The sequence below is a fragment of the Magnetospirillum gryphiswaldense MSR-1 v2 genome (assembly GCF_000513295.1).
GTDB classification, from domain to species: domain Bacteria; phylum Pseudomonadota; class Alphaproteobacteria; order Rhodospirillales; family Magnetospirillaceae; genus Magnetospirillum; species Magnetospirillum gryphiswaldense.
The window spans coordinates 3245079-3271863 of sequence record NC_023065.1 but is presented as its reverse complement, the minus strand read 5'-3'; the positions used below and the strand labels follow the sequence as shown (position 1 = coordinate 3271863).

The following is a 26785-nucleotide window of genomic DNA, read 5'->3' as shown; positions in this document are numbered from 1 at the left end:
GACATCCCCATGGAACTCAGGAACATCGCTATCATCGCCCACGTCGACCACGGCAAAACTACCCTGGTCGACGCCATGCTCAAGCAATCCGGCACTTTCCGCGAAAACCAGCAGGTTGCGGACCGCGTCATGGATTCCAATGACCTGGAAAAGGAGCGCGGCATCACCATTTTGGCCAAGTGCACCTCGGTGGACTGGAAGGGCGTGCGCATCAACATCGTCGACACCCCCGGCCACGCCGATTTCGGCGGTGAGGTCGAACGCATCCTGTCCATGGTCGATGGCGTGGTCGTGCTGGTCGACGCCGCCGAAGGGCCGATGCCGCAGACCAAGTTCGTCACCGGCAAGGCCCTGGGCCTGGGCCTGCGCCCCATCGTCATCGTCAACAAGGTTGACCGTGGCGACGCCCGCGCCCACGAAGTGCACGACGAGTGCTTCGACCTGTTCTCGGCGCTCGACGCCACCGACGAACAGCTGGACTTCCCCACCTTGTTCGCCGTCGGTCGCGACGGCTGGGCCGCCGAAGCGCCGGAAGGCCCCAAGGATGCCGGGCTGGAGCCGCTGTTCGACCTGATCCTGCGCCACGTGCCGGCGCCTTCGCGCGATCTGGAAAAGCCGTTCTCCATGCTGGCCACCACCTTGGAAGCCGACCCCTATCTGGGCCGCATCCTCACCGGCCGCATCGAAACCGGCATCCTGAAGCTGAACCAGGCGGTCAAGGGCATCAACAAGGACGGTCTGGTCGAGCAGTTCCGCGCCAGCAAGATCCTGTCCTTCCGTGGCATCGATCGTGTGCCGGTGGAAAGCGCCGAGGCTGGCGACATCGTCTGTCTGGCCGGCATGACCAAGGTCACCGTCGCCGACACCATCTGCGCCGCCGAAGTGGACGAGCCCCTGAAGGCCCAGCCCATCGACCCGCCGACCCTGGCCATGATCTTCTCGGTCAACGACAGCCCGTTGGCCGGCACCGAAGGCGACAAGGTCACCAGCCGCGTCATCGGCGCCCGTCTGATGCGTGAAGCCGAATCCAACGTCGCCATCCGCATCACCGAGCAGGATTCCAGGGACGCCTTTGAAGTGGCGGGCCGTGGCGAACTGCAATTGGGCGTGCTGATCGAAACCATGCGCCGTGAAGGCTTCGAGCTGTCGGTGTCGCGTCCGCGCGTGCTGTTCCAGACCGAGAACGGCAAGCGCATGGAGCCGATCGAGGAAGTGTTCGTCGACGTCGACGACGAGTTCTCGGGTGCGGTGGTGGAAAAGATGACGCTGCGCAAGGCCGAGCTGACCGGCATGCGCCCCACCGGCGGCGGCAAGACCCGCATCACCTTCCTGGCCCCTTCGCGCGGCCTGATCGGTTATCACGGCGAGTTCCTCACCGACACCCGTGGTACCGGCCTGATGAACCGCGTGTTCCACGGCTATGCCGAATACAAGGGCCCGATCGAAGGCCGTCGCGCCGGCGTGCTGATCGCCAACGCCTCGGGCGAAGCGGTGGCCTATGCCCTGTGGAACCTGGAAGATCGCGGCCCGATGTTCATCCCCGCCGGCGTCAAGGTCTATGAAGGCATGATCATCGGCGAGCACAACCGCAGCAACGACCTGGAAGTCAACCCGCTGAAGGCCAAGCAGCTGACCAACGTCCGCGCCTCGGGCAAGGACGAGGCGGTGCGCCTGACCACGCCCAGGAAGATGAGCCTGGAACAGGCCATCGCCTACATCCAGGACGACGAACTGGTGGAAGTGACCCCCAAGTCCATCCGCCTGCGTAAGCGCCTGCGCGACCCGAACGAACGCAAGAAGGCCAGCCGTTCGATCGAGGACTAGAGCGGTTTCACGCCGAGCGGAATCGGTAGAGGATTCCCCCTGAGGTCATTTTGTGATTCAACATCTTCGGTAACAACGCTCCCGAGGATGATGCGATGACGTGGCGCTCAGGGCAGTCCTATTCTCAGGACTTGCGCGATAGAGTTTTGGCGGCTGTGGACAGCGGCATGAGCGCCTACGAGGTGGCGCCGCTGTTCCGGGTGAGCGTTTCGTACATCTACAAGGCCCAAGGCCGCCGCCGGGCCACCGGCGAGACGACGGTGAAGCCACGGCCTGGGCGGCCAGGACAGAAGCTGGCGGCTCACCTTGAGGCGTTGCAGGCGCAGATCAAGGTCGAGCCCGATGCCACGCTGGCTGAGTTGCGCGCCTGGGTTCTGGCCGAATTGGGCGTGTCGATCAGCGTCGGCGGCCTGTGGAACACGCTTGAGCGGCTCGACCTCAGTCTGAAAAAAAGAGTGCGCATGCTGCCGAGCAGGAACGTCCCGACGTAGCCGAAGGACGCATCGCCTGGCGAGCCGAGCAGCCGGCGCTGGACCCAACCCGCTTGGTCTTCCTTGATGAAACCGGGGCATCGACCAACATGACCCGGCGCTACGGACGGGCGCCGCGCGGTCAGCGGCTGCTGGCTGCGGTGCCGCACGGTCATTGGAAAATGACCACCTTCGTCGGGGCGCTCCGGCATGACGGAATCTCCGCCCCCTTCGTCATCGACAAGGCGATGAATGGCGCGATCTTCCTGGCCTATGTCGAGCAGGTCCTGGCTCCGACCTTGCGGCCCGGCGACATCGTCGTAATGGACAATCTGCCCGCCCACAAGGTGGCAGGGGTCAAGCAACTCATCGAAGCCCGAGGGGCCACCCTGCGGTATCTGCCGCCCTACTCCCCAGACCTCAATCCCATCGAGCTCGCCTTCGCCAAGCTCAAGAGCCTGCTGCGAAAGGCGCAAGCCCGCACCATCAACACCTTATGGGACGTGATCGGAAAACTCATCGACCTGTTTCCGCCCGAGGAATGCGCCAATTTCTTCGCCCACGACGGATATGGACGCTCGATGTGAAAATGCTCTAAAAGGGAAGTCGGGGGCTGTCGCCCCCGTATTTCGACAGAAAAGCCCCGGTGCGGAAGCGTGCCGGGGCTTTTGAACCACAGAGAGGCCTGTCCGACGGCATCACCGTCTGTTCCATCCTCTCTGTGCCTCTGTGGTTGAATCCCTTTACCCCGCCGGACAGCGGGTTATTGCAGCCCGTCGATCTGCTTTTTCATCTCGGATTTGTCCTCGCCCTCGGGCAATTGCACCATCACCTTGGTCCACAGCTCGCGGGCGCGGCGGGTGTCGCCCATCTGCAGGGCGCCGATGCCGGCGAAATAGAGCGCGTCCATATTATCCGGATCGACGGCCAGCACTTCGCGCATCAGGCCGACGAATTCCGGCGGCAGCACCGCCCCTTGCGGGATGTCCTCCAGCAGCAGCCCGGCCAGTTCCATGCGGCTGCCGGTGTCGGCGGGCAACAGCGCGATGGCCTTGCGATAGGCGTTGATGGCCTGATCCTTCTGCCCCAGCACCCGCAGCGAGCGGCCCAGCATGCCCCAACCCTTGCCGTCATTCGGATTTTTTTCCAGCTTAGCGGTGAGCGAGGCGACCATGGTGCGGATCATCTCGCCCTGGTCCTGCATTTCCTTGATCTTGTCGGCGCGGGCGGCATAGGGCTGGTCGGGCAGCATGGGCGCGCCCAGGAAGACGTAAAGGCCAAACGCCAGCAGCGGCACCACCAGGGCCAGCACGGTGGCCAGCTTCCACGAGCGGGTGGCCTGGGCCGCATCGGGCTTGGTCGCACCGCCCAGGGCCAGGATGCGGCGCTGGATTTCCGTGCGCGCGGCCACCGCCTGATCGGCGGACAAGGTGCCGCGCTCCAGTTCCACCTCGATTTCCGCTAATTGGTCGCGATAGACGGTCAGATCGTATTCGGCCCGCGACAGTGGCGCCGTCTTGGCCCGCAACAGCGGCAGCACCAGGATGGCGATGGTGGCCAAGGCGAGGCCCGCGAAAATCAACCAGATCATGAGCGGTCCTCATCCTTCAACAACGCGTCGAGACGGCGCTTTTCCTCGGCCGACAGCGGCGCCACCGGGGTGGTGGTGACGCTGGGGCGGCGGCGGAAAAAGACGAAGGCGGCGCCCACCGCCACCACCAGCAAAGCGAACGGCCCCAGCCACAAGACCAAGGTGGCGCCCTTGAACGGCGGGTTCAGCAACACGTAATCGCCATAGCGGTCGACCACGTATTGCTTGACCTGATCGGTGCTTTCGCCCTTGGCGATGCGTTCGCGCACGATGATGCGCAGGTCGCGGGCCAGATCGGCGTTGGAATCCTCGATGGATTCGTTTTGGCAGACCAGGCAGCGCAATTCCTTGCCCAAATCCTCGGCCTTCTTTTCCAGCACCGGGTCTTTCAGCATTTCCGACGGATCGGCGGCCAAGGCTGGGGCCGCCGCAGCCAGCATCAGGGCGAGGGCCAGGCGCTTCATTTGCTCAGTTCCTTGATGATCGGCAGCAGGGTCTTTTCCCATGCTTCGGGGGTGACCGGGCCGATATGCTTGTAACGGATGATGCCGGCCTTATCGACGATGAAGGTCTCGGGCGCGCCGGTGACGCCGAAATCGATGGCGGTGCGCCCCGGGGCCGGATCGACGCCGACCCGTTCATAGGGATCGCCGTGCTTCTTCAGCCACTTGGCCCCCTCGACCGGGTCATCGCGCCAGTCGATGCCGTGGATGGGGACGATGCCGGTCTGCTTGATTTTCATCAGATAGGGGTGTTCCTGCACGCAGGCGATACACCACGAGCCATAGATGTTGACCAGCGACACCCGGCCTTTCAAATCCGCCGTGGCCAGCCCGGTGTTGTCGCCGCGACCGGGCAGCGGCGGTAAGTTCATTTCGGGCACCGGACGGTTGATCAGCACCGAGGGAATTTCCCGCGGGTTGAGGGTGAGACCGCGCAGGAAGAACAGAGCAAGGATGCCGAACACGGCCACGGGCAGCAGATAAAGCAGACGGCGCATGATCAGGCCCTCACCGAATGGGCGGGAAGCCGGGCCCGGGTGGGGGCGCCGACGCGGTGGCGGCGATCGCTCAGCGACACCAGCCCGCCCAGGACCATCATGCCGGTGCCGGCCCACATCCACACCACCAGCGGGTTGAAGTAAAGCCGGGTGACATAACCGCCATCACCGCCGGCATCGCCGACCACGGCATAGACGTCGCCCAGGAAGGTGGTCTCGATGGCCGCCTCGGTGGTCGGCATGGGCGGGGATTTGTACTGGCGCTTCTGCGGCTGCATGACGGCGAAGGGCTTGCCGTCCTTGGTCACCTCGAAGGTGCCGCGCGAGGCCAGATAATTGGGGCCTTGCACGCTTTGCACGTCCTTCAGGGTGAAGGCATAGCCGGCGACGGTGATGGTCTCGCCGATCTTTTGCGACTGCACCGATTCCAGCTTCCATGCCGACGACGCGGTCATGCCGGCGATGAACACCGCAAGGCCCGCATGGGTGATGGTCATGCCCCAGGCGGAGCGCGGCAGCTTGGCCAGACGCGACAGGGACTGGCTGAAGGGGGCACGGAACAGGCGGATACGCTCGGCCAGTTCGGTCAGCACGCCAAGGAACAGCCACACCGCCAGGGCCATGCCGCCGGCGGCCCACCATGGGCCAAGACTACCGCCTTGCAATACCCAGGTGGCGATGGCGGCGGCTACCGCCAAGGCACCGGCGATCTTCAGCCGCGACAAGGCGCCGGCCAGATCGCCGCGCTTCCACGACATCAACGGCCCCACCGCCATGGCCAGCACCATGGGCACCATCAACGGCAGGAAGACGGCGTTGAAGAAGGGCGGTCCCACCGACACCTTGCCCAAATTGAGGGCGTCGGCGAACAGCGGATACAGCGTGCCCAACAGCACGGTGCCGGCCCCGGTGGCCATCAGCACGTTGTTGAGCAACAGCGTGCCTTCACGCGACAACGGCGCGAACAGGCCGCCGGTCTTCAAGGCCGGGGCGCGCAATGCATAAAGCAGGAACGAGCCGCCGATGGCCACCACCAGCAAGCCCAGGATGAACACGCCACGGGCCGGATCGGTGGCGAAGGCATGGACCGAGGTGATGACGCCCGAGCGCACCAGGAAGGTACCCAGCAGCGACAGGCCGAAAGCGGTGATGGCCAACAAGATGGTCCAGCTTTTCAGCGCGTCGCGCTTTTCCACCACCACCGCCGAATGCAACAGCGCGGTGCCGGCCAGCCACGGCATGAACGAGGCGTTTTCCACTGGGTCCCAATACCACCAGCCGCCCCAGCCCAATTCGTAATAGGCCCACCACGAGCCCAAAGCGATGCCGCAGGTCAGGAACACCCAGGCGGCCAGGGTCCAGGGCCGCACCCACCGCGCCCAGGCGGCATCGACGCGACCTTCGATCAAGGCGGCGATGGCGAAGGAGAAGGCCATGGAAAAGCCCACATAGCCCAGATACAGCAAGGGCGGGTGGAAGGCGAGACCGGGGTCCTGCAACAGCGGGTTCAGGCCCTGGCCGTTGAGCGGCGGCGGTTCCAGCCGTTCGAACGGATTCGAGGTGAGCAGGATGAACAGCAAAAAGCCCACGGTGATCATGGCCTGCACGGCCAGCGCGCGGGACTTCAGCCCCGGCGGCAGGTTGCGCCCGAAAAGCGTGACCGCGCCGCCGAACACCGCCAGGATGGTGATCCACAGCAGCAGCGAGCCCTCGTGGTTGCCCCAGACGCCGGCCACCTTGTACAGCATGGGCTTGTCGGTGTGGCTGTTCTGGGCCACGTTCATCACCGAGAAATCCGAGGTGACATAGGCGTGGGTCAGGGCGGCGAAGCTGATGGCCACCAGCAGCACCTGGGCGGCCGAGGTCGGTCCCGACAGGGCCATCCAGGCGGCATTGCCGCGACTGGCGCCGATCAGCGGCACCACCGCCTGCACCAGGGCCACGGCCAAGGCGAGAATAAGGGCGAAATGGCCGATTTCGGCGATCATCGAGGTCTCCTGCGCAAAATGGCTATTTCTTTTCCTCGCCCTGCCAATGGCCGGACTTCTTCAGGCTGTCCGCCACTTCCTTGGGCATGTAATTCTCGTCGTGCTTGGCCAGGACTTCCGAGGCCAGGAACACGCCCGTGCCCATGCGGCCCTCGGTGACCACGCCCTGACCCTCGCGGAACAGATCGGGCAGCAGGCCTTCAAATTCCACCGGCAGCGAATGGGCGCCGTCGGTGACCTTGAAGCGTACCTTGGCGCCGTCCTTGACCACGCTGCCTTGTTCCACCAATCCGCCCAGGCGGATGCGGCGGCCCTCGGTCTGCACCTTGGCCTCCAGGATCTCGGTCGGGCTGAAGAAGAAGACGATATCCTGGCGCAGGGCCGACAGCACCAGGGCGGCGGCGGTACCCACCGCCAGCAGGCCGAGGATGACGAAATAAAGGCGGCGCTTCTTGCGGGTCATGCTTGTTCACCTTGGTTGGCGGTGTTGCGCCGCCGCCGGGTCGGACGCAGGCTTTGGATGGTCTCCAGGTCGCGTTCCTGCTTGCGCACGGCGCGGATCGAGGCCACCAGCAAAGCCACCAGTACCACTACGGCCAGACCATAGGCGGGCCAGACATAGCCGCCATGGCCGCCCATGGCGAAAAATGCGGTCATATCAGCCATGAAGTTCAACCTCCGTCTGGCCGGCGGCATGGACCTGGGCCATCCTCAGGGTGCGCAGCTTGGCGGCGGCGATCTCGGCCCGCGTGCGCAGGATCAGCACCACCACCCAATAGGCCTTGAAGGCCAAGGCCATCAGGATCAAGGGCACCATCATCGAGGCGTCGATGGCCGGGCCGCCCATCTTCACCACCGATGCCGGCTGGTGCAGGGTGTTCCACCAATCCACCGACCATTTGATGATGGGCACGTTGAAGACGCCGACCAGGGCCAGGATGTTGGCGGCCTTTTGCCCGCGTTCCGGGTCGTCGAAGGCGTCGGCCAGGGCCATGTAGCCGAGATAGAGGAAAAACAGGATCAGCATGCTGGTCAGCCGCGCGTCCCACACCCACCAGGTGCCCCACATGGGCTTGCCCCACAACGACCCGGTGACCAGACAGATCAGGGTGAAGGCGGCACCCACCGGTGCGGTGGCCCGCGCCATCAGGTCGGCCAGCGGATGTTTCCAGATCAGCCCCATGGCCGAGAACACCGCCATGGCGGTATAGCAGAACATGCCCATCCAGGCCGACGGCACGTGGATATACATGATACGCACGGTCTCGCCCTGCTGATAATCGGCGGGCGAGGCCAGCAGCGAAAACCACAGGCCGGCGGCGAAACTCAAGACCGCGATCCCCATGGCCCAGGGCTGGACGAAGGCGGCGATACGCAGGAAACGGGCGGGATTGGCAAACCGATGCATGATCTGGACTCGTGTCGTCGTTCCGACATATGCGAAAGCTGCGAACTATATATCGCGACCACCGCAGGATTCCACGTTACTGCTGGGTAAGGTTTGACGAAGGTCAGGTCAGGGGCCTTAAGAGTAGCCCGTGACGGGCTGCTCAGGCGCCGCTCCGGCTTATCGCATGTCCACGTTTCGCGTGAAAATGCTCCGACCTTCAGCGCCGTTTGTCGGGCACCAGGGCCAGGGCGCGATCGGGGGCGGCACCGCCCAGCCAGCGCCGCGCCAGCCGTGGATCGGCGGCCAGGGCGGCCACCGCCGCCGTCAGTTCCAGCGACACCAGGGTGATTTTCAGCCTCTTCAATCCCATCAGCACCCCCGACAGGGCGGAATCGAAAATGGCTTCCGGCACCGACAGATAGACCGGGCGCAATTGCCCGGCTTCCAGCTTGGCCCGCATGCCGGCGGGGTCGGTGTGGGAGGCGGCGCAGAACTGGGCGTCGATGGAATGCAGGCCGCGGCAGCGCAAGGGCCGTACCGGATAGATGCGGCAATTGCCGTCCATGGACAAGAAGGCGCAGGCCAGTCGGCTTTCCACCCGTTGGCTGGTACTCATGCCCCGGGTGCGCGCGTTGAGGCCATTGACCTGATCCAGCAATTCCTGCCCCTGATCGGCGGGCAGGGCGCGCAGATAGGCGCTGATCCGCACCGCTTCCAACGGCGTGATGCCCACCTGTTGGTGACAGCACCAGCCGCAGCCGGCCTTGCAAGCCGAAGGCGGGGCGCCGCGCAGATAATCCAGGCTGGTGCGGCGCGCCTGCCAGGATTGCTCGGCGATGGCGAAAACCTGATCCAGTGCGGCGTTGGCGGCCTCTTCCGTCGGCTTGGGCGCCAGGGCGGAAAAGGCGGCGGCGCAGGATTGCGCCAGGAAATCATTGCTGGGCGTGAACAAGGGCGCCACCTGCCGGTTGGCGGTTCAGACACAAAAAAGGCCACCTTTTGCAAGGAGGCCTGTAATCGTCGGCGATGGCGCACCCGGAAGGACTCGAACCTCCAGCCCCCAGATTCGTAGTCTGGTGCTCTATCCAATTGAGCTACGGGTGCTTCGCCGTATCCGCCAGAAGTTGCCGTCCAGCGAGGGAGCGGAACATACACAAACCCTTGGGGCAGCGCAAGCCTGTTTTTTTGAGATTAAATCTTCGCTTTTCTGCCCCTTTCCCCGCTTTGTGGCAACAATACGGCTTGTGGGGGGATGGGCGTTTGCGTAAAATCCGCCACAATTGCGCGGGGGCAAGTCATAATTCCTAGATCATACAACTAATTTTGCTGACCCGGCGGGTTTCATCCGATCTGGCGAACAAAAAGGTAAGCAGTCCCAATGGCCCTGAAGACGACCCATGCCGCGGCGCTGTGCGCGGTTCTCCTGGTAGGCGGATGTTCGTTCGCCGAGGAAACGTTGTTTCCCTCGTCCGGTACCGTGCAAACGGCGCCTGGCAATCCCCCGGCTTTGGGGTCCGGCAATTTTGAGGCGCCCGGTGTCACCAACGGTACGGCCACCGGCACGTTTGTCGGTCATAAGGTGTCGTCGTTGCGTGGCGATCTGGCGGCGCTTCAGGACATGCTGACCCGGCATAACCAGTCGCTGCAGGGCATCCGCAGCGACACCGTCCAGGACTCGCAGCGTTATCACGGCACCGTCGCTGCCGTTAACGCGCGTCTGCAGGTGGGCACCACCCCCGGCAACCCGATCCTGAACCAGCAATGGAATGCCGCCCAAGGCGAGTTGGATCGCATCAACGAGGACGTCCTCAAGATGACCCGGCTGGCCAACGAGGTGACCAATTCCTCGGCCATGGCCGCCTATCTGCTGGAATCGGTGCGTGCCGCCCGCCAGCTGTCCGGCGCCGTCGACGAGGACCACCGCCAGCTGCGCATCCTGGAAGACGAAACCAACCGCACCGTGGTGCTGGTGGAACGTCTGCTGACCGAGCTGTCCGACGACGTCAACCGTCAGCAGGCTTATGTGGCCAATGAGCGGCAGAACCTGAACACCCTGGCCCTGGCCATCAAGAACGGCCAGCTGTACAGCTCGGCCCTGTCCAGCCGTGGCGGCGCCATGCCGGCATCCTACGACGCGCCCTTGGCCGCGCCGCGCGGTGCCGTCGGGTCCAGCGATCTGGCCCTGGTGACCATTCGCTTCGACAAGGCCAACGTGAATTACGAAAGTGCGCTTTACGCCGCCGTCAAGGGTGCCCTGGACCGTCGTCCCAGCGCCTCGTTCGACGTGGTGGCGGTGTCGCCCACCGGCAACACCCCCGGTGCCCAGGCTCTGGGCGCCACCAGCGTGCGCCGCAATGCCGAATCGGTGGTGCGGTCGCTGACCAATATGGGCTTGCCGTCCAACCGTATCCGCGTGTCGCAGACCACCAGCCCCGGCGTGAATTCCGGCGAGGTGCAGGTCTACGTTCGCTAATCCGGCCATTCTTTGAAAAAAAGCCCCCGGAGCAATCCGGGGGCTTTTTTCATGGGTGCAGGACTTTCAGGCCGATGATGCCGATGGCGATCAGGGCGATGCAGCCCAGCCGGGCCGGAGAGGCCGCTTCGTTCAGGAACAAAAGGCCCAAGGCGGTGGTGCCCAGAATGCCGATGCCGCTCCACACCGCATAGGCGGTGCCCACCGGCAAGGTGCGCACCGCCAGACCCAGCAGGCCCAGGCTGGCGATGATGGCGGCAATGGTCGCCAGTGAAATCAAAGGGCGGGAAAAGCCGTCGCTGGCCTTCAGGCCCATGGCCCAGGCCACTTCCAGAAGACCGGCGAAAAACAGATAGACCCAGGACATAGCAAGCCTCCGTCCGCAAACGGGGCCGTCCCCACAATACCCATCAGGGGCGGGGTCGTCCCCGCCGGGTGGTCGTGACTTTAATATGGCGGGCCTTGCCCGGATTCAATCCCTTTGATGCCTATTCCAGCGCCTGCCGCAGCGCGGCGGCGGTCGCCCACGGTGCCAGCGGCAGGCAGGCGGCCAACAGTGCGCCCAGGATCAGCAGATGCGGCTCGGCTGACAAACCCTGCACCGCCGCGTCGATGGCGCCGACGCCAAAGATCAACACCGGGACGTAAAGCGGCAGGATCAGCAGCGACACCAGCACGCCGCCGCGCCGGGCCCCCAGCACCAGGGCGGCGCCGATGGCGCCGATCAGCGACAGCACCGGGGTGCCGATCAGCATGGTCAGCATCAGGATGGCGAAGCCGTCGGCATTCATGTGCAGCAGCACGGCCAGGATGGGCGCCGCCGCCAGCAGCGGCAGGCCGGTGGTCAGCCAATGGGCCAGCACCTTGGCCAAGACCACCACCATCAACGAGGTGGGGGTGAGCACCAGCAATTCCAGCGAGCCATCCTCGTAATCGGTCTGGAACAATCGGTCCAGCGACAGCATGGACGCCAGCAATGCCGTCACCCACAGCACACCGGCGGCGACCCGTTCCAGAATGCCGGCCTCGGGGCCGATGCCGAAGGGGAACAAAACCACGGTGAGGACGAAGAAGGTCACCACCATCAAGCTGTCCGAGCCCTGGCGCAGGGCTAGGCGCAGGTCGCGGCGCACCACTTCGAAAAAGCGGATCATGACTGCGTGTCCTCGGCGTCAAGGGCGAAATCGTCCAGGTGCAGGGTGCGGGCACCGGGCAGGTCGACGTCCTGGTGGGTGGACAGCACCACCATGCCGCCCGCCGCCCGATGTTCGGCGAACACCGTTTCCAGCACCTTGATGTTGTGGCGGTCCAGCGCCGTGGTCGGCTCGTCCAGCAGCCACAGCGGCGACGGCGCCGCCAGCAGGCGGGCCAGATTGGTGCGGCGCTTCTGTCCCGCCGACAGCAGCTTGCCGGGAATGTCGCGCAGATGGGCCAGGCCGAAGCGGGCCAGCGCATTCTCCACCGCACCTTGGGCCAAGCCGGCGTCGGGTTGGTGCAGCCGGGCCCAGAAACGGATGTTTTCCGCCACCGACAACACTGTCTTCACCGCATCGTGATGGCCGACATAATGGGTGCGGGCGGCGTGCAGTTCCGGTTCGGCCCCGGTGGCCACCTCGCCCCAAGCCAGTTTGCCCGCCGCCGGCTTCAACAGTCCGGCCATGACCCGCAGCAGGCTGGATTTGCCCGAGCCGTTGGGGCCGAGCAGCACCAAAGCCTCGCCCGGCGCCACGGCGAAATCCAATCCGGCGAACACCACCCGACCGCCGCGGATGCAGCCCAGGCCGTGGCCGGAAAACGGGGGGAGCTTTTCAGTCGTGTCCATGGCCCTTGGTATGGCAGAAAACCGCGCCCGACGAAAGTGACGAACATCAAGCGAATCACCGCTTTAACCCACACTCGGGTGGTGTGCGCCCCGCCCGAACGGATAGTTCAGACTGGACTTGAATTGAAATTTATGCTGTAAGCGCAGGCTGAGAGGCCCCATATAGTAAGGCCAGCCGGCTGCCCCATGCGGGGCCGCTTTCCTTTACCCCCTTTTTTGCGGAGGTCATCCGTGCTTGAAGCCTATCGCCAGCATGTCGCCGAACGTGCCGCCCTCGGGATTCCGCCCCTGCCGCTGTCGGCCAAGCAGACCGAGGAACTGGTCGCCTTGCTGCAAAACCCGCCCAAGGGGGAAGAGCAGGTCCTGGTCGACCTGATCACCTACCGTGTGCCCGCCGGTGTCGATGACGCCGCCCGCGTCAAGGCCACCTTCCTGGCCGAAGTCAGCGCCGGCACCATCAAGTGCAGCCTGATCAGCCGGGTCAAGGCCACCGAATTGCTGGGCACCATGCTGGGTGGTTTCAACATTCAGCCGCTGATCCGCCTGTTGGGTGATGCCGAATGCGGCGCCGCCGCCGCCGAGGGTCTGAAGAAGACCCTGCTGGTGTTCGACTATTTCCACGACGTCAAGGATCTGGCCGACAAGGGCAATGCCGACGCCAAGGGCGTGCTGCAATCCTGGGCTGACGCCGAATGGTTCACCAGCCGTCCGGAAGTCCCTGAAAGCCTGACCGTCACCATCTTCAAGGTGACCGGCGAGACCAACACCGACGATCTGTCGCCGGCCCCCGACGCCTGGAGCCGCCCCGACATCCCGCTGCACGCTTTGGCCATGCTGAAGAACGCCCGCCCCGGCATCGAGCCGGAAGAAGCCGGCGTGCGCGGTCCCGTCAAGTTCCTGGAAGATTTGCGCGCCAAGGGCAATCTGGTCGCCTATGTGGGCGATGTGGTCGGCACCGGCTCGTCGCGTAAATCCGCCACCAACTCGGTGTTGTGGTTCACCGGCGAGGACATCCCCTTCGTCCCCAACAAGCGTTTCGGCGGTGTCTGCCTGGGCACCAAGATCGCGCCGATCTTCTACAACACCATGGAAGATGCCGGCGCCCTGCCCATCGAGCTGGACGTCAACCAGATGGACATGGGCGACGTGGTCGAACTGCGTCCCTATGACGGCAAGGCGCTGAAGAACGGCAAGGTCATCGCCGAATTCAAGGTCAAGTCCGACGTGATCTTCGACGAAGTGCGCGCCGGCGGCCGTATTCCGCTGATCATCGGTCGCGGCCTGACCGCCAAGGCGCGCGACGCCCTGGGTCTGCCGGCCAGCACCTTGTTCCGTCTGCCCCAGGCCCCCGTCGATAGCGGCAAGGGCTATTCCCTGGCGCAGAAGATGGTCGGTCGCGCCTGTGGCTTGCCGGAAGGCAAGGGCATGCGTCCGGGCACCTATTGCGAGCCCAAGATGACCACCGTGGGGTCGCAGGACACCACCGGCCCGATGACCCGCGACGAGCTGAAGGATCTGGCTTGCCTGGGCTTCTCCGCCGATCTGGTCATGCAGTCGTTCTGCCACACCGCCGCCTATCCCAAGCTGGTGGACGTGCAGACCCACCGCACGCTGCCGGAATTCATCTCGACCCGTGGCGGCGTGGCCCTGCGCCCCGGTGACGGCGTCATCCATTCCTGGCTCAACCGTCTGCTGATGCCCGACACCGTCGGCACCGGCGGCGATTCGCACACCCGCTTCCCCATCGGCATTTCCTTCCCCGCCGGCTCCGGTCTGGTGGCCTTCGCCGCCGCTACCGGCGTCATGCCGTTGGACATGCCGGAATCGGTGCTGGTGCGCTTCAAGGGCGAGATGCAGCCCGGCGTCACCCTGCGCGATCTGGTCAACGCCATCCCCCTTTACGCCATCCGCTCTGGCCTGCTGACGGTGGAAAAGAAGGGCAAGAAGAACATCTTCTCCGGTCGTATCCTGGAAATCGAGGGTCTGCCCAACCTCAAGGTGGAACAGGCCTTCGAGCTGTCGGACGCCTCGGCCGAACGTTCCGCCGCCGCCTGCTCGGTGCGTCTGTCCAAGGACCCGATCATCGAGTACATGACCTCCAACATCACCCTGATGAAGTGGATGATCGCGGAAGGCTATCAGGACGCCCGCACCCTGGGTCGCCGCATCAAGGCCATGGAAGCCTGGATCGCCAACCCGGCCCTGCTGGAACCCGATGCCGATGCCGAATATGCCGCCGTGATCGAGATCGATCTGGCCGACATCAAGGAACCCATCGTCGCCTGCCCGAACGATCCCGACGACGTCAAGTTGCTGTCGGAAGTCGCCGGCGACCAGATCGACGAAGTGTTCATCGGCTCGTGCATGACCAATATCGGCCACTTCCGCGCCGCCGGTAAGGTTCTGGACGGCAAGAGTGACATCCCCACCCGTCTGTGGATCGCACCGCCGACCAAGATGGATGCCACCATCTTGAACGAGGAAGGCTATTACAGCATCCTGGGCAAGTCGGGCGCACGCATGGAAATGCCGGGCTGCTCGTTGTGCATGGGCAATCAGGCGCAGATCCGCAAGGGTTCCACCGCCATGTCCACCAGCACCCGCAACTTCCCCAACCGTCTGGGCATCGACACCCGCGTCTATCTCGGCTCCGCCGAGCTGGCCGCCGTCTGCGCCCTGATGGGCAAGATCCCGACCGTGGCCGAGTACATGGCGCAGGTCAGCGGTCTCGCCGCCAAGGCGACCGACGTCTATCGCTACATGAACTTCGACCAGATCGCCGAATTCCGCGATATCGCCGCCACGGTGACCGTGTAATTCACGCTTTCGGGCTGAAATGATCAACCCCCGCCGGGCAACCGGCGGGGGTTTTCATTTGGGGGGCTTAAGGCTTGGGCCGGTTGTCGATCACCCGCTTGGCCTTACCCATGGAACGCGGGATGGTGTTGGGATCGAGCACCCGGACCTTGGTGCTGATGCCGACCAGGCTTTTGATGTGCCCCGACAGGGTCTTGGAGATGTCGGCCATGGCCGCGTCGTCCAGGAACAATTCGGGCCGGGGTTCGACATTGACCACCAGACCGTCCATGTGGCCGTCGCGGAACACCTCGATCTGATAATGCGGCGACAGCCGCACGTCCTTCAGCATCTGTTCCTCGATCTGGGTGGGGAAGACGTTGACGCCGCGGATGATCAGCATGTCGTCGGAGCGCCCGGTGATCTTGTCCATGCGCCGGAACGACCGCGCCGTGCCCGGCAGCAGCCGGGTCAGATCGCGGGTGCGATAGCGGATGACCGGCAGGCCTTCCTTGGTCAGGGTGGTGAAGACCAGCTCGCCCGGCTGGCCGTCGGCCACCGGCTCGCCGGTTTCCGGGTTGATGATCTCGGGGTAGAAATGGTCTTCCCAGATATGCGGGCCGTCCTTGGTTTCCAGGCATTCATTGGCGACGCCCGGCCCCATCACTTCCGACAGGCCATAGATGTCGACGGCGTCGATGCCGGCGCGCTTCTCGATTTCCTCGCGCATGGCGCCCGTCCACGGCTCGGCGCCGAAGATGCCCACCTTCAATGAACTTTCGCGCGGGTCCAGACCCTGGCGTTCCATTTCATCAAGGACCACCAGCATATAGCTGGGGGTGACCATGATGATGTCGGGCTCGAAATCGCGGATCAACTGCACCTGCTTTTCCGTCTGGCCGCCGGACATGGGGATGACGGCGCAGCCCAGGCGTTCCGCGCCGTAATGGGCGCCAAGACCGCCGGTGAACAGGCCGTAGCCATAGGCGATTTGCACCTTGTGGCCGGGCCGCCCGCCCGAGGCGCGGATCGAGCGCGCCACCATGTTGGCCCAGGTGTCGATGTCGTTCTGGGTATAGCCGACCACGGTGGGCTTGCCGGTGGTACCGGAACTGGCATGGATGCGCACGATTTTGTCCATGGGCGTGGCGAACAGCCCGAAGGGATAGGTCTGGCGCAGATCCTCCTTGGTGGTGAAGGGGAACTTGGCCAGATCGGCCAGGCTTTTCAGATCATCGGGGTGCACCCCCTTGGCATCGCACTTGGCCCGGTAATGGGCGACGTTGTCATAGGTGTGACGCACCGACCATTTCAGCCGTTCCAGCTGAAGGGCGGCGATTTCGTCGCGGCTGGCGATCTCGATGGGGTCCAGCATGTCGCGCGACGGCGGGATCAGACGGTTGCTCATGGACGTTATCCTCCCTGTATTTCTTATATTTTTAGACGCGTTCGATGACGCTGGCGATCCCTTGGCCGACGCCGATGCACATGGTGCAAAGCGCCCGATTGGTTCCGGTCCGACGAAGCTGATAGGCGGCGGTGGTCAACAGCCGTGCCCCGCTCATGCCGAGCGGATGCCCCAGCGCGATGGCGCCGCCATTGGGGTTGACGTGGGCCGCGTCGTCGGCCACGCCGAGATCGCGCAACACCGCCAGGGCTTGGGCGGCGAAGGCTTCGTTCAGCTCGATCAAGTCGATGTCGGCAAGCGACAGGCCCAACCGGGCCAGCAGTTTTTTCGACGCCGGCGCCGGGCCCATACCCATGATCCGGGGCGGCACCCCGGCCACGGCGCCGCCTGTGATGCGGGCCAGCGGATTCAGGCCATGACGTTTGATCGCATCGGCATTGGCGATGATCAGGGCGCAAGCACCGTCATTGACGCCCGACGCATTGCCCGCCGTCACCGAGCCGCCCTGGCGGAACGGCGCCTTCAGCTTGGCCAGACTGTCGAGGGTGGTGTCGCCGCGCGGATGCTCGTCCTTGGTCACCAGGACGGGATCGCCCTTTCTTTGCGGTACCGGCACCGGGATGATTTCGTCGTCGAAGCGGCCTTGCTCTTGGGCGGCGACGGCGCGCAACTGGCTGCGGACGGCGAAAGCGTCCTGGTCGGCGCGGCTGATGTTGAAATCGGCGGCGACGTTCTCGGCGGTTTCCGGCATGGAATCGGTGCCGAAGCCCTGATGCATCAACGGGTTGACGAAGCGCCAGCCGATGGTGGTGTCATAGACCGCGTTGTCGCGGGTGAAGGCGCTGGTCGCCTTGGGCATGACAAAGGGCGCCCGGCTCATGCTTTCGACACCGCCGGCGATCAGGATGTCGGAGGCACCGGCCTGGATGGCCCGCGCTGCGGTCAACACCGCATCCATGCCGGACCCGCACAGGCGGTTGATGGTGGTGCCGCCGATAGAGATGGGCAGACCGGCCAGCAGCACCGCCATGCGGGCGACGTCGCGGTTGTCCTCGCCCGCCTGATTGGCGCAGCCCAAGATGCAATCATCCACCGCCTCCCAATCGACGTTTGGGTTGCGTTCCATCAGCGCTTTCAACGGGATGGCGGCCAGATCATCGGCGCGCACCGACGACAATACGCCGCCGTAACGGCCGATGGGGGTGCGCACGGCGTCGCAGATGAACACGTCAGACATGCTTGGCGATCTCCTCTGATGGCACGACGGTACCCGACACCATCCGCGATTGGCCGCGGAACAGGGCGATGATATCGCCGTCTTGATTGCTGACCGTGACGTCGTAGACGCCGTTGCGGCCGGTCAAATGGGTTTCCACCGCTTCCGCCGTCAGCCGGTCGCCTTCACGTCCGGCGGACGGATAGACGATGGAACAGCCGGCGGCCACCGCGTTGGTGTTGTAGGAATTGCAGGCATAGGCGAAAGCGGTATCGGCCAGGGCATAGGACATGCCGCCATGCAACGAGCCGTGGCCGTTCAGCATCTCACGACGCACCACCATGCTGGCACGGGCATAGCCGGGGCGGATCTCGTCGATGGCGATGCCCATGGCATGGGCGTTGTGGTCCTTGGGATACATATGATCGAGGACCAGTTGCGCGATCTTCTGCCGCTTGTTGGCGTCAGTCATGAAAACGTCCTTTCGCGAAAACCAGCCGGCGCAGATGAGCGGAAGCGCGGTAGCGGTCCTCGCCATAGGTGCGGGCCAGATTGTCCAAAACCGTCAGCACCCGGTCCAGGCCGATGCGCTCGGCCCAGGCCAGCGGCCCCAGGGGATAATTGACCCCCTTGGTCATGGCGATGTCGATATCGGCAGCCGAGGCGACGCCCTGATAGACGGTGTCGGCGGCTTCGTTGGCCAGCATGGCGATTGTGCGCATCACCGCCAGACCGGGCACGTCGGCGAACACCGACACCGATAAACCCAAGGCCTGGAAGAAGCCGATGGCGCGGTCCAGCCCCATGGCCGAACATTGGCCGGCGGCGGCGATGGCGATGCGCTTGGCCGTGCACCAGTCGAGCGCCAGATCGAACACCACCAGATCATTGATGCCCAATTGGGCGGCGCGTTCGCTGGCGCTGCGCCCATCGGTCAACGCGATGGTGACACCATGCAGGTCGATCATGCCGGCGCCGCCCATGCGGGCCAGGGTCATGCCGGCCTTGGCCGCCAGATCGGCCAGGGCCGAGGCCGGCCCCAGATCGCCCAACACATCCAGGGCTGTCGGCGCGGGGCAGGGGGCGGCGGTTTGCGCTTCCGGCTTGACGGCATCGGCGCCGTAATCATAGAAGCCGCGCCCGCTTTTGCGGCCCAACCAGCCGGCATCGACCAGATCCTGCTGCAACAGGCTGGGCAAAAAGCGCGGATCGTTGAAATAGGCGGCATGGACGGATCGGGTGACGGCGAAATTGACGTCGTGGCCGATCATGTCGGTCAGTTCGAACGGTCCCATGCGGAACTGGCCGGCCTCGCGCAGCACCGCATCGATGGTGGCGATGGTGGCGGCGCCTTCCTGGGCCAGACGCATGCCCTCGGCATAAAACGGGCGGGCGACGCGATTGACGATGAAGCCCGGCGTCGATTTGCATAAGACCGGCGATTTACCCCAGGCGGCGGCGGTGTCGGTGATGGTTTGGGCCACCGCCTCCGCCGTCGCCAGTCCCTTGACCACCTCGACCAGGGCCATGATGGGGGCCGGGTTGAAGAAGTGCATGCCGACCATGCGGGCTGGGTTTTTCAGTACCGAGGCCAGCGCGGTCAAGGACAACGACGAGGTGTTGGACGACAAGATGCATTCGGGACCGACGATGTCTTCCAGACGGCGGAACAGATCGTGCTTGATCTCCAGCTTCTCGACGATGGCCTCGATGATCAGGGCTGCCGGCGCCAATTGCGTCAATTCGGTGCAAATGGTGATGCGGTCGCTGATGGCGGTGGCGTCCTCGGGCGTCAGCTTGCTCTTGGCAGTCAGTTTGCCCAAGGCAGCGACGATGCCCGCCTTGCCCTTGGCCGCCGCGCCGTCGAAGGCATCATAGAGCAGCACTTCATGGCCGGATTGGGCCGCCACCTGGGCGATGCCGGCGCCCATGGCCCCGGCGCCGACGATGCCGATGATGGCGGTGGGGGGAAGGGCGGCCATCTCACATCCCCTGGAAAGTGGGGACGCGCTTTTCCATGAAGGCGGCGACGCCTTCCTGGTAGTCGCGGGTGCGCCCGGCCAGACGTTGCAGGTCGCGCTCCAGGTCAAGCTGCTGATCCAAGGTGTTGGTGGAACTGGCGGCCAAGGCCCGCTTGATCAGCGCCAGACCCTTGGTCGGCTGGGTGGCCAGTTGCGCCGCCAATTTGGCCGCCTCCGCCTGCAATTGGTCGTCATCGACGCATTTCCAGATCATGCCCCAGGCTTCCGCCTGCTCGGCCGAGACCTTGTCGCCCAGCATGGACAAAGCCACGGCGCGGGCTTGGCCGACCAGACGCGGCAAGGTCCAGGTGCCGCCCGAATCGGGGACCAGACCGATCTTGCAAAACGCCTGGATGAAGCTGGCCGAACGTGCGGCCAAGACGATGTCGCAGGCGAAGGCCAGATTGGCGCCGGCCCCGGCGGCGACGCCGTTGACGGCGCAGATCACCGGCATCTCCAGGGCGCGCAGGGTGCGGATCAGCGGGTTGTAGCGCTTGTCGATGGATTCGCCCAGATCGGGGGTGTCATTCCCCGGCGCCACCGCGCGGTCGGACAGATCCTGGCCGGCGCAAAAACCGCGCCCGGCGCCGGTGATCAGCAGGCAGCGCACCTTGTTGGCCGGGTCCTGCACCTGCTTGAGCGCGTCCTTCAACTCGGCATGCATGTCGGTGTTGAAACTGTTCAGGCGGTCGGGCCGGTTGAGCGTAAGGGTGGCGACGCCGTTTTCGATCTGGAACAAGATGGTGGTCATGGGCTTACAATCCTTGGAATTGGGCGCGACGCTTGTCGCGGAAAGCGGCAACGCCTTCGCGGAAATCGGCGGTGGCGAACAGGGCGGCGAAACATTTGCGTTCGTGGGCAAGTCCGGCTTCCAGCCCGGACTCGAAGCTTTTCAGCACCGCTTCCTTGGCCGCACGCAATGCCAAGGGCGGCTTGCCAGCGATGATCTCGGCGATGGCCTGGGCGCGCTCTTGCGTCAACTCTGGCTGACAAGTTTCGGCGACCAAGCCATGGGCCAAGGCGGTGCGGGAATCGATCATCTCGCCGGTCAGCACCATGCGCATGGCCAGTGATTTGCCCAAAGCCCAGGTCAGGCGCTGGGTACCGCCGGCGCCGGGAATGATGCCCAGATTGATTTCCGGCTGGCCGAAACGGGCATCCTCGCCGGCGACGATGATGTCGGCATGCATGGCCAATTCGCAGCCGCCGCCCAGACAAAAGCCGTTCACCGCGGCGATGATCGGTTTGGGGAAGCGGCGGATCGCCGCCCAGTATTTGGGGCGGGCATCGGTCTGGATACTGACGGCGTCATGGGCGGCCAGCTCGTTGATGTCGGCCCCGGCGGCGAACACATTGGGGCCGCCGGTCAGGATGATTGCGCGGATGGCCGCATCGGCCTCGGCTCCGTCCAGTGCCTGGGCGATTTCCGCCAGCGTCTGGGTGCGCAAAGCGTTACGCAATTGCGGGCGGTCAAGGGTGATACGCAATAGATGCGCGCCCACCTTTTCGGCCCGGATGTCCGAAAACTCGCTCATCGGCTGGTCGCCTTCTCGTCCCTGTCCTGGATAAAGCGATACGAGTTTGCGTCGCTACCCAGATATTATTGAATTATGTTTGGAGGCGTTTGCCGCCCCTTCCGCCCTTCCGCTGCTGGATAAAACCGCTAAGTTCCCTGTGGGTTTGCGGTGTATTCCAGATTTGGAAGAGATACAAAATTGGACTTCATTCTCCAAATCTGGTATCAAAAATCAAGCGCCATGGAGACGAAACGTCGCGAATGGCTAAAAAACAGCGATTTCAGGGAAGGTAGAGCATGAGCCAGGATTTCTTCGCCGCGCATCAGGCGACGCTGAACAACGCCCTTGATGCCATCGCCAAGCGTGGTTTCTGGACCCCGTACCCGGAAGCCCCCAGCGGTCGGATCTATGGCGAAACCGCCGCCGCCGACGGCGAGGCCGCCTTCAAGGCGCGCCTGGACAAGCCCTTCGCCCTCAATCAGCCGGCGACCAAAGCCATGGTCGGGGCGGAAGTCTCGCCCTTCGGCTTTGCGCTCGGCATCACCTATCCGTCCCCGGACATCGACGGCCTGATGGCGGCGGCCAAGGCGGCCTTGCCGGCCTGGCGCCGGGCCGGCCCCCAGGGCCGCGCCGGTGTCTGTCTGGAAATCCTGCATCGCCTCAACCGCCGCTCGTTCGAGATCGCCCAGGCGGTGCAGCACACCACCGGCCAGGCCTTCATCATGGCCTTCCAGGCCGGCGGCCCCCATGCCCAGGATCGCGGCCTGGAGGCGGTGGCCTATGGCTATCGCGCCATGACCGAAGTGCCCCCGCATGCCCATTGGGAAAAGCCGCAGGGCAAGGCCGATCCGCTTCGCATGGACAAGGATTATCACATCGTCGGCCAGGGCGTGGCGCTGATGATCGGTTGTTCCACCTTCCCCACCTGGAACGGCTATCCCGGCCTGTTCGCCAGTCTGGTCACCGGCAATGCGGTGGTGGTCAAGCCCCATCCGGGCGCTATCCTGCCCTTGGCCATCACGGTGGAAATCGCCCGCGAAGTGCTGGCCGAGGCCGGCCTGCCCGAGGATTTGGTGCTGCTGGCCGCCGACACGGCGGAAGCGCCCCTGGCCAAGGATCTGGCGCTCAGGCCCGAGATCAAGATCATCGACTTCACCGGCTCGTCCGCCTTCGGCACCTGGCTGGAACAAAACGCCCGTCAGGCCCGCACCTATGCGGAAAAGGCCGGCGTCAATTTCATCGTCATCGACTCGGTGGACGACATCAAGGCGGTGACCCGCAATCTGGCTTTCTCGCTGTCCCTGTATTCCGGCCAGATGTGCACGACGCCGCAAAACATCTTCGTGCCGCGGGGCGGCATCAAGGCCGGTGACGCACACCTGTCCTTCGACGAGGTGGCCGGCGCCATCGCCGGGGCGGTGGCCAAGTTCAATGCTGATCCCGAACGTGCGGTGGAAGTGTTGGGGGCGGTGCAGTCCCAGGCCACCTGCGACCGCCTGGATCAGGCCCGGTCGTTGGGCAAGGTGCTGCTGGAAAGCCGCACCCTGACCCATCCGGCCTTCCCCCAGGCCCGGGTGCGCACGCCGTTGATGCTGACGGCGGACGCCAAGGACGCCAGTGCCTTCACCCAGGAATTGTTCGGCCCCATCTCCTTCGTCATCGCCGCCGATTCGGGCGAGGCAGCGTTGGAACTGGCCACGGCCACCGCCAAGCAACATGGCGCGTTGACCGCCAGCGTCTATTCCACCGACCCGGCCTTCCTGGCCAAGGCCGAGGATCTGTGCATCGATGCCGGCGTCGCCTTGTCGGAAAACCTGACCGGCGGTGTCTTCGTCAATCAGTCGGCGGCGTTCTCGGATTATCACGGGTCCGGCGCCAATCCGGCGGCCAATGCGTCGTTGTGCGATTCGGCCTTCGTCGCCGAACGTTTCCGCGTGGTGCAGGTGCGCCGGCATTCGGCGTAAGGATCAATGACGCGGATGGACACGGAGAAACGCGGATAAAAAATCCGTGTTCATCTGTGTTTATCCGTGTCCCATTTCTTGCTCTCGATAAGGATTGGTCCATGCGTCCCACCGTCTATGCCATCGATGGAATCATCCCGGTGGTCCATCCCACCGCTTTCGTCCACCCCACGGCCGTGCTGATCGGCGACGTCATCATCGGCGCGCGCTGCTATATCGGACCGCTGGCCAGTTTGCGCGGCGATTTCGGCGCCATTCGCATCAATGACGGCGCCAATGTGCAGGATTGCTGCGTCATGCATGCCTTCCCCGGCCAAGACGCGGTGGTCGAGGAAGATGGTCATATCGGCCACGGCGCCATCTTGCATGGTTGTGTGGTCGGCAAGAACGCCCTGGTCGGCATGAACAGCGTGGTCATGGATGGCGCGGTGGTGGGGGAAAGCTCCATCGTCGCCGCCCAATCCTTCGTCAAGGCCGGCGCCATCCTGCCGGCACGGTCGCTGATCGGCGGCACTCCGGCCAAGGTGATGCGCGCGTTGAAGGACGAGGAAATCACCTGGAAATCGGCGGGTACGGCGGAATACCAGCGCCTTGCATTCCGCAGCCTGACCACCATGCGCGCCTGCGACGCCTTGACCGCGCCGGAAGCCGATCGCGGCACGGTCGATGCCGGCACGGTGGCGCCCCTGCACGTGACCAAGGGCGCCTGATCTAGTCGGTCCACGGATCGGGCCGGGGCGCTTCCAGTTCCTGATACAGCGCCTGGGCCTCGGGCGCCGGGCCGCGGCGGTGGCCATGGGCCAAAACCACCACCCGGCGCAACCGCTTGCCGGTGGGGAAGATCAACTCGTCGCCCACCTTCACCGGCTGCGCCGGTTTGTCGATAAGGGCGCCGTTCAGCCGCACCTCGCCCGCCTCGACCAGGGCGGCGGCCTGGCTGCGGGTCTTGAGCAGGCGGGTGAAGAACAGCCATTTATCGATGCGCATGAAAATAATCTCCCATTATTCTTGCTTTCAGCGGTCAAAGGGCGCATGGTGTCACGGTAATTTGATGGCCAGACGTCTTGGTCTTGTGCCGACTTGCTCGGCACTACTCTAAAAATCTTCCGTAAAATTACACCAAAAATTGCCGGTCGATCGACTGGCAAGCGACTTCTTCTTGTGAAAAGGCTATCCCATGGCTACGGGAACCGTTAAGTGGTTTAATGCCCAAAAGGGCTTTGGTTTCATTGCTCCCGATGATGGCAGCAACGATGCTTTCGTGCACATCAGCGCCGTTGAGCGTTCGGGCATTGGTGACCTGCGCGAAGGTCAGAAGATCGGCTACGAGCTGGTCGCTGACCGTCGCAGCGGCAAGATGTCCGCCGACAACCTCAAGCTGGTCGGCTAATCACGTCTTTTGACGTGCAGGCTGATGCTTGAAACGATTGCCCCGCAGGTCGCAAGGCCGCGGGGCTTTTGTTTTTCTGGCAAGGATCGCGACCATGGACCGCAGCACCGAAAGCGAAATCACCTTCCGCCGCCCCTTCACCCTGCGTGCGGTCGGCACTGCATTGCCGGCGGGAACCTATCGGCTGATCGTCGACGAGGAAATGCTGCAAGGCCTGTCTTTTCCGGCGTGGCGCCGGGTGGCGACCATGCTGTTCACCCCTGCCTTGGGGCAAGAAGGCGGCCCGCAACAGATCTTCACCGTCGATGGCGACGAGTTGGATGCGGCGTTGCAGGCGGATCAGGCGGGATAAGCGGGCGTCAGTGCCATTGTCTCAGCGGATTGGACCATCGCTGAACAGATAGGTTTTCAGGTGATCGCTCAGGGCCTCATCATGCCGCCGTAGCCATTCCAGCAGCATGGCGGCATGCTCTTTTTCTTCGTCGCGGTTATGGATCAGAATCGCCCGCAACTCGGGGTCTTGCGTCGCCAAGGCGCGCTGGTTGTACCAGTCGGCCGCCTCCAGTTCTTCCATAAGGGAGACCGTGGCCCGATGCTGGTCAATGGCTTCGGGCCCCAGTTGGGTCGATTCTTCATGTAGCGTCGCGCTTGATGCGGCCATGTCACGCTCTCCGTTTGTCTTGGACGTTTCGGGATATGCGACAAGACGATAGCGAGCGGGGTTGTCGGTCCGGCAGGGTCGGAAAGTACCCAAACCGGAGGGGCGAGGGTAGATTCCGAGGCTCTCGCCCTGCGCGCGCCAGCGACTAGAGCGGTTTCACGCCGAGCGGAATCGGTAGAGGATTCCCCCTGAGGTCATTTTGTGATTCAACATCTTCGGTAACAACGCTCCCGAGGATGATGCGATGACGTGGCGCTCAGGGCAGTCCTATTCTCAGGACTTGCGCGATAGAGTTTTGGCGGCTGTGGACAGCGGCATGAGCGCCTACGAGGTGGCGCCGCTGTTCCGGGTGAGCGTTTCGTACATCTACAAGGCCCAAGGCCGCCGCCGGGCCACCGGCGAGACGACGGTGAAGCCACGGCCTGGGCGGCCAGGACAGAAGCTGGCGGCTCACCTTGAGGCGTTGCAGGCGCAGATCAAGGTCGAGCCCGATGCCACGCTGGCTGAGTTGCGCGCCTGGGTTCTGGCCGAATTGGGCGTGTCGATCAGCGTCGGCGGCCTGTGGAACACGCTTGAGCGGCTCGACCTCAGTCTGAAAAAAAGAGTGCGCATGCTGCCGAGCAGGAACGTCCCGACGTAGCCGAAGGACGCATCGCCTGGCGAGCCGAGCAGCCGGCGCTGGACCCAACCCGCTTGGTCTTCCTTGATGAAACCGGGGCATCGACCAACATGACCCGGCGCTACGGACGGGCGCCGCGCGGTCAGCGGCTGCTGGCTGCGGTGCCGCACGGTCATTGGAAAATGACCACCTTCGTCGGGGCGCTCCGGCATGACGGAATCTCCGCCCCCTTCGTCATCGACAAGGCGATGAATGGCGCGATCTTCCTGGCCTATGTCGAGCAGGTCCTGGCTCCGACCTTGCGGCCCGGCGACATCGTCGTAATGGACAATCTGCCCGCCCACAAGGTGGCAGGGGTCAAGCAACTCATCGAAGCCCGAGGGGCCACCCTGCGGTATCTGCCGCCCTACTCCCCAGACCTCAATCCCATCGAGCTCGCCTTCGCCAAGCTCAAGAGCCTGCTGCGAAAGGCGCAAGCCCGCACCATCAACACCTTATGGGACGTGATCGGAAAACTCATCGACCTGTTTCCGCCCGAGGAATGCGCCAATTTCTTCGCCCACGACGGATATGGACGCTCGATGTGAAAATGCTCTAAGCTTCGGCTCAGGCTTGAGCTTCGGTCGCCTTGTCCG

Annotated in this window: 28 protein-coding genes and 1 tRNA gene; 9 read left to right on the top strand and 20 right to left on the bottom strand. The window is 64.2% G+C overall.

Going from position 1 to position 26785, the window contains the following annotated elements; all coding sequences use genetic code 11:
• Window positions 1-9: 9 nt before the first annotated feature.
• Window positions 10-1824 (top strand): translational GTPase TypA, encoded by a 1815-nt coding sequence (typA, locus tag MGMSRV2_RS15735; RefSeq protein ID WP_041634650.1) that lies wholly within the window; start codon window positions 10-12, stop codon window positions 1822-1824.
• A gap of 95 nt (window positions 1825-1919) precedes the next feature.
• A protein-coding gene (locus MGMSRV2_RS15730) for an IS630 family transposase (protein ID WP_144084247.1) occupies window positions 1920-2881 on the top strand; the annotation gives its coding sequence in 2 pieces (ribosomal slippage) (window positions 1920-2268 and window positions 2268-2881; 963 coding nt in all).
• A 176-nt stretch (window positions 2882-3057) separates the two neighbouring features.
• Here the strand turns inward: MGMSRV2_RS15730 and ccmI are convergent.
• The 9 genes from ccmI to MGMSRV2_RS15685 all read right to left on the bottom strand — a co-directional run bounded on the left by ccmI (window position 3058) and on the right by MGMSRV2_RS15685 (window position 9367).
• Window positions 3058-3885 carry a c-type cytochrome biogenesis protein CcmI gene (gene ccmI / locus MGMSRV2_RS15725; protein ID WP_024081346.1) on the bottom strand — a complete coding sequence of 276 codons (828 nt, stop codon included), beginning with the start codon at window positions 3883-3885 and terminating at the stop codon, window positions 3058-3060.
• Window positions 3882-4349, bottom strand: a complete 468-nt coding sequence (locus MGMSRV2_RS15720) for a cytochrome c-type biogenesis protein (RefSeq protein ID WP_024081345.1) — start codon at window positions 4347-4349, stop codon at window positions 3882-3884. The genes ccmI and MGMSRV2_RS15720 overlap by 4 nt, the downstream gene beginning before the upstream one ends.
• Window positions 4346-4885, bottom strand: a complete 540-nt coding sequence (locus MGMSRV2_RS15715) for a DsbE family thiol:disulfide interchange protein (protein WP_024081344.1) — start codon at window positions 4883-4885, stop codon at window positions 4346-4348. The genes MGMSRV2_RS15720 and MGMSRV2_RS15715 overlap by 4 nt, the downstream gene beginning before the upstream one ends.
• Before the next feature lie 2 nt (window positions 4886-4887).
• On the bottom strand, window positions 4888-6873 hold the full coding sequence (locus MGMSRV2_RS15710; RefSeq protein ID WP_024081343.1) for a heme lyase CcmF/NrfE family subunit: 1986 nt from the start codon (window positions 6871-6873) through the stop codon (window positions 4888-4890).
• Window positions 6874-6895: 22 nt separating this feature from the next.
• Window positions 6896-7336 (bottom strand): cytochrome c maturation protein CcmE, encoded by a 441-nt coding sequence (gene ccmE / locus MGMSRV2_RS15705; protein ID WP_024081342.1) that lies wholly within the window; start codon window positions 7334-7336, stop codon window positions 6896-6898.
• Entirely contained in the window at window positions 7333-7539 is a 207-nt protein-coding gene (gene ccmD, locus MGMSRV2_RS15700; RefSeq protein ID WP_024081341.1) for a heme exporter protein CcmD, read from the bottom strand. Before ccmD ends, ccmE begins: the two co-directional genes overlap by 4 nt.
• Complete coding sequence (locus MGMSRV2_RS15695; RefSeq protein ID WP_024081340.1) at window positions 7532-8281, bottom strand: heme ABC transporter permease; 750 nt, start codon at window positions 8279-8281, stop codon at window positions 7532-7534. The genes ccmD and MGMSRV2_RS15695 overlap by 8 nt, the downstream gene beginning before the upstream one ends.
• Window positions 8282-8480: 199 nt before the next feature.
• Entirely contained in the window at window positions 8481-9215 is a 735-nt protein-coding gene (locus tag MGMSRV2_RS15690; RefSeq protein WP_024081339.1) for a YkgJ family cysteine cluster protein, read from the bottom strand.
• 75 nt (window positions 9216-9290) lie between these two features.
• Window positions 9291-9367, bottom strand: a tRNA-Arg gene (locus MGMSRV2_RS15685).
• Window positions 9368-9641: 274 nt separating this feature from the next.
• Between MGMSRV2_RS15685 and MGMSRV2_RS15680 the strand changes: the two genes are divergently transcribed.
• Window positions 9642-10736: a hypothetical protein gene (locus MGMSRV2_RS15680; RefSeq protein WP_024081337.1), complete on the top strand. Its 1095-nt coding sequence runs from the start codon at window positions 9642-9644 to the stop codon at window positions 10734-10736.
• A gap of 49 nt (window positions 10737-10785) precedes the next feature.
• Here the strand turns inward: MGMSRV2_RS15680 and MGMSRV2_RS15675 are convergent, their stop codons facing one another.
• From MGMSRV2_RS15675 to ccmA, 3 genes are all read right to left on the bottom strand, one after another.
• Window positions 10786-11103, bottom strand: a complete 318-nt coding sequence (locus MGMSRV2_RS15675; RefSeq protein WP_024081336.1) for a DMT family transporter — start codon at window positions 11101-11103, stop codon at window positions 10786-10788.
• A gap of 121 nt (window positions 11104-11224) precedes the next feature.
• Window positions 11225-11890 carry a heme exporter protein CcmB gene (ccmB, locus tag MGMSRV2_RS15670; protein WP_024081335.1) on the bottom strand — a complete coding sequence of 222 codons (666 nt, stop codon included), beginning with the start codon at window positions 11888-11890 and terminating at the stop codon, window positions 11225-11227.
• Window positions 11887-12558 (bottom strand): heme ABC exporter ATP-binding protein CcmA, encoded by a 672-nt coding sequence (gene ccmA / locus MGMSRV2_RS15665; RefSeq protein ID WP_024081334.1) that lies wholly within the window; start codon window positions 12556-12558, stop codon window positions 11887-11889. Before ccmA ends, ccmB begins: the two co-directional genes overlap by 4 nt.
• A gap of 231 nt (window positions 12559-12789) precedes the next feature.
• Between ccmA and acnB the strand changes: the two genes are divergently transcribed.
• The gene (gene acnB, locus MGMSRV2_RS15660) at window positions 12790-15375 is read left to right on the top strand and encodes a bifunctional aconitate hydratase 2/2-methylisocitrate dehydratase (protein WP_024081333.1); all 2586 of its coding nucleotides are present in this window, start codon (window positions 12790-12792) and stop codon (window positions 15373-15375) included.
• Between the two features lie 67 nt (window positions 15376-15442).
• On the opposite strand, the gene paaK is transcribed toward acnB, so the two are convergent.
• Genes paaK through MGMSRV2_RS15630 form a run of 6 tightly spaced genes read right to left on the bottom strand, consistent with a single transcriptional unit; the run spans window position 15443 to window position 21534 of the window.
• The gene (gene paaK / locus MGMSRV2_RS15655; RefSeq protein WP_024081332.1) at window positions 15443-16762 is read right to left on the bottom strand and encodes a phenylacetate--CoA ligase PaaK; all 1320 of its coding nucleotides are present in this window, start codon (window positions 16760-16762) and stop codon (window positions 15443-15445) included.
• Window positions 16763-16793: 31 nt separating this feature from the next.
• Complete coding sequence (gene pcaF, locus MGMSRV2_RS15650) at window positions 16794-17999, bottom strand: 3-oxoadipyl-CoA thiolase (RefSeq protein ID WP_024081331.1); 1206 nt, start codon at window positions 17997-17999, stop codon at window positions 16794-16796.
• Window positions 17992-18450: a hydroxyphenylacetyl-CoA thioesterase PaaI gene (gene paaI / locus MGMSRV2_RS15645; protein WP_024081330.1), complete on the bottom strand. Its 459-nt coding sequence runs from the start codon at window positions 18448-18450 to the stop codon at window positions 17992-17994. Before paaI ends, pcaF begins: the two co-directional genes overlap by 8 nt.
• Entirely contained in the window at window positions 18443-19960 is a 1518-nt protein-coding gene (paaH, locus tag MGMSRV2_RS15640) for a 3-hydroxyacyl-CoA dehydrogenase PaaH (protein WP_024081329.1), read from the bottom strand. Before paaH ends, paaI begins: the two co-directional genes overlap by 8 nt.
• A gap of 1 nt (window position 19961) precedes the next feature.
• Entirely contained in the window at window positions 19962-20750 is a 789-nt protein-coding gene (gene paaG / locus MGMSRV2_RS15635; protein ID WP_024081328.1) for a 2-(1,2-epoxy-1,2-dihydrophenyl)acetyl-CoA isomerase PaaG, read from the bottom strand.
• Window positions 20751-20754: 4 nt separating this feature from the next.
• Window positions 20755-21534 (bottom strand): enoyl-CoA hydratase-related protein, encoded by a 780-nt coding sequence (locus MGMSRV2_RS15630; protein WP_024081327.1) that lies wholly within the window; start codon window positions 21532-21534, stop codon window positions 20755-20757.
• Window positions 21535-21812: 278 nt separating this feature from the next.
• On the opposite strand from MGMSRV2_RS15630, the gene paaN reads away from it, so the two are divergent.
• Window positions 21813-23480: a phenylacetic acid degradation protein PaaN gene (gene paaN, locus MGMSRV2_RS15625; protein WP_024081326.1), complete on the top strand. Its 1668-nt coding sequence runs from the start codon at window positions 21813-21815 to the stop codon at window positions 23478-23480.
• A 101-nt stretch (window positions 23481-23581) separates the two neighbouring features.
• Complete coding sequence (locus tag MGMSRV2_RS15620) at window positions 23582-24190, top strand: hexapeptide repeat acetyltransferase (protein WP_024081325.1); 609 nt, start codon at window positions 23582-23584, stop codon at window positions 24188-24190.
• A gap of 1 nt (window position 24191) precedes the next feature.
• On the opposite strand, the gene MGMSRV2_RS15615 is transcribed toward MGMSRV2_RS15620, so the two are convergent.
• Window positions 24192-24467, bottom strand: coding sequence for an RNA-binding S4 domain-containing protein (locus tag MGMSRV2_RS15615; RefSeq protein WP_024081324.1), 276 nt, complete (start codon window positions 24465-24467; stop codon window positions 24192-24194).
• A 190-nt stretch (window positions 24468-24657) separates the two neighbouring features.
• On the opposite strand from MGMSRV2_RS15615, the gene MGMSRV2_RS15610 reads away from it, so the two are divergent.
• Together MGMSRV2_RS15610 and MGMSRV2_RS15605 are read left to right on the top strand one after the other, a co-directional pair.
• Entirely contained in the window at window positions 24658-24870 is a 213-nt protein-coding gene (locus MGMSRV2_RS15610; protein WP_024081323.1) for a cold-shock protein, read from the top strand.
• A gap of 94 nt (window positions 24871-24964) precedes the next feature.
• Complete coding sequence (locus MGMSRV2_RS15605) at window positions 24965-25222, top strand: hypothetical protein (protein ID WP_024081322.1); 258 nt, start codon at window positions 24965-24967, stop codon at window positions 25220-25222.
• A 21-nt stretch (window positions 25223-25243) separates the two neighbouring features.
• Here the strand turns inward: MGMSRV2_RS15605 and MGMSRV2_RS15600 are convergent, their stop codons facing one another.
• On the bottom strand, window positions 25244-25531 hold the full coding sequence (locus tag MGMSRV2_RS15600; RefSeq protein ID WP_024081321.1) for a ferritin family protein: 288 nt from the start codon (window positions 25529-25531) through the stop codon (window positions 25244-25246).
• Window positions 25532-25775: 244 nt separating this feature from the next.
• Here MGMSRV2_RS15600 and MGMSRV2_RS15595 point away from each other — a divergent pair.
• Window positions 25776-26737, top strand: a protein-coding gene (locus MGMSRV2_RS15595; protein WP_144084247.1) for an IS630 family transposase whose coding sequence is annotated in 2 segments (ribosomal slippage) — window positions 25776-26124 and window positions 26124-26737 — 963 coding nt in all. Because the reading frame shifts where the segments join, the coding sequence is not laid out codon by codon here.
• The last annotated feature ends 48 nt before the right edge of the window (window positions 26738-26785 follow it).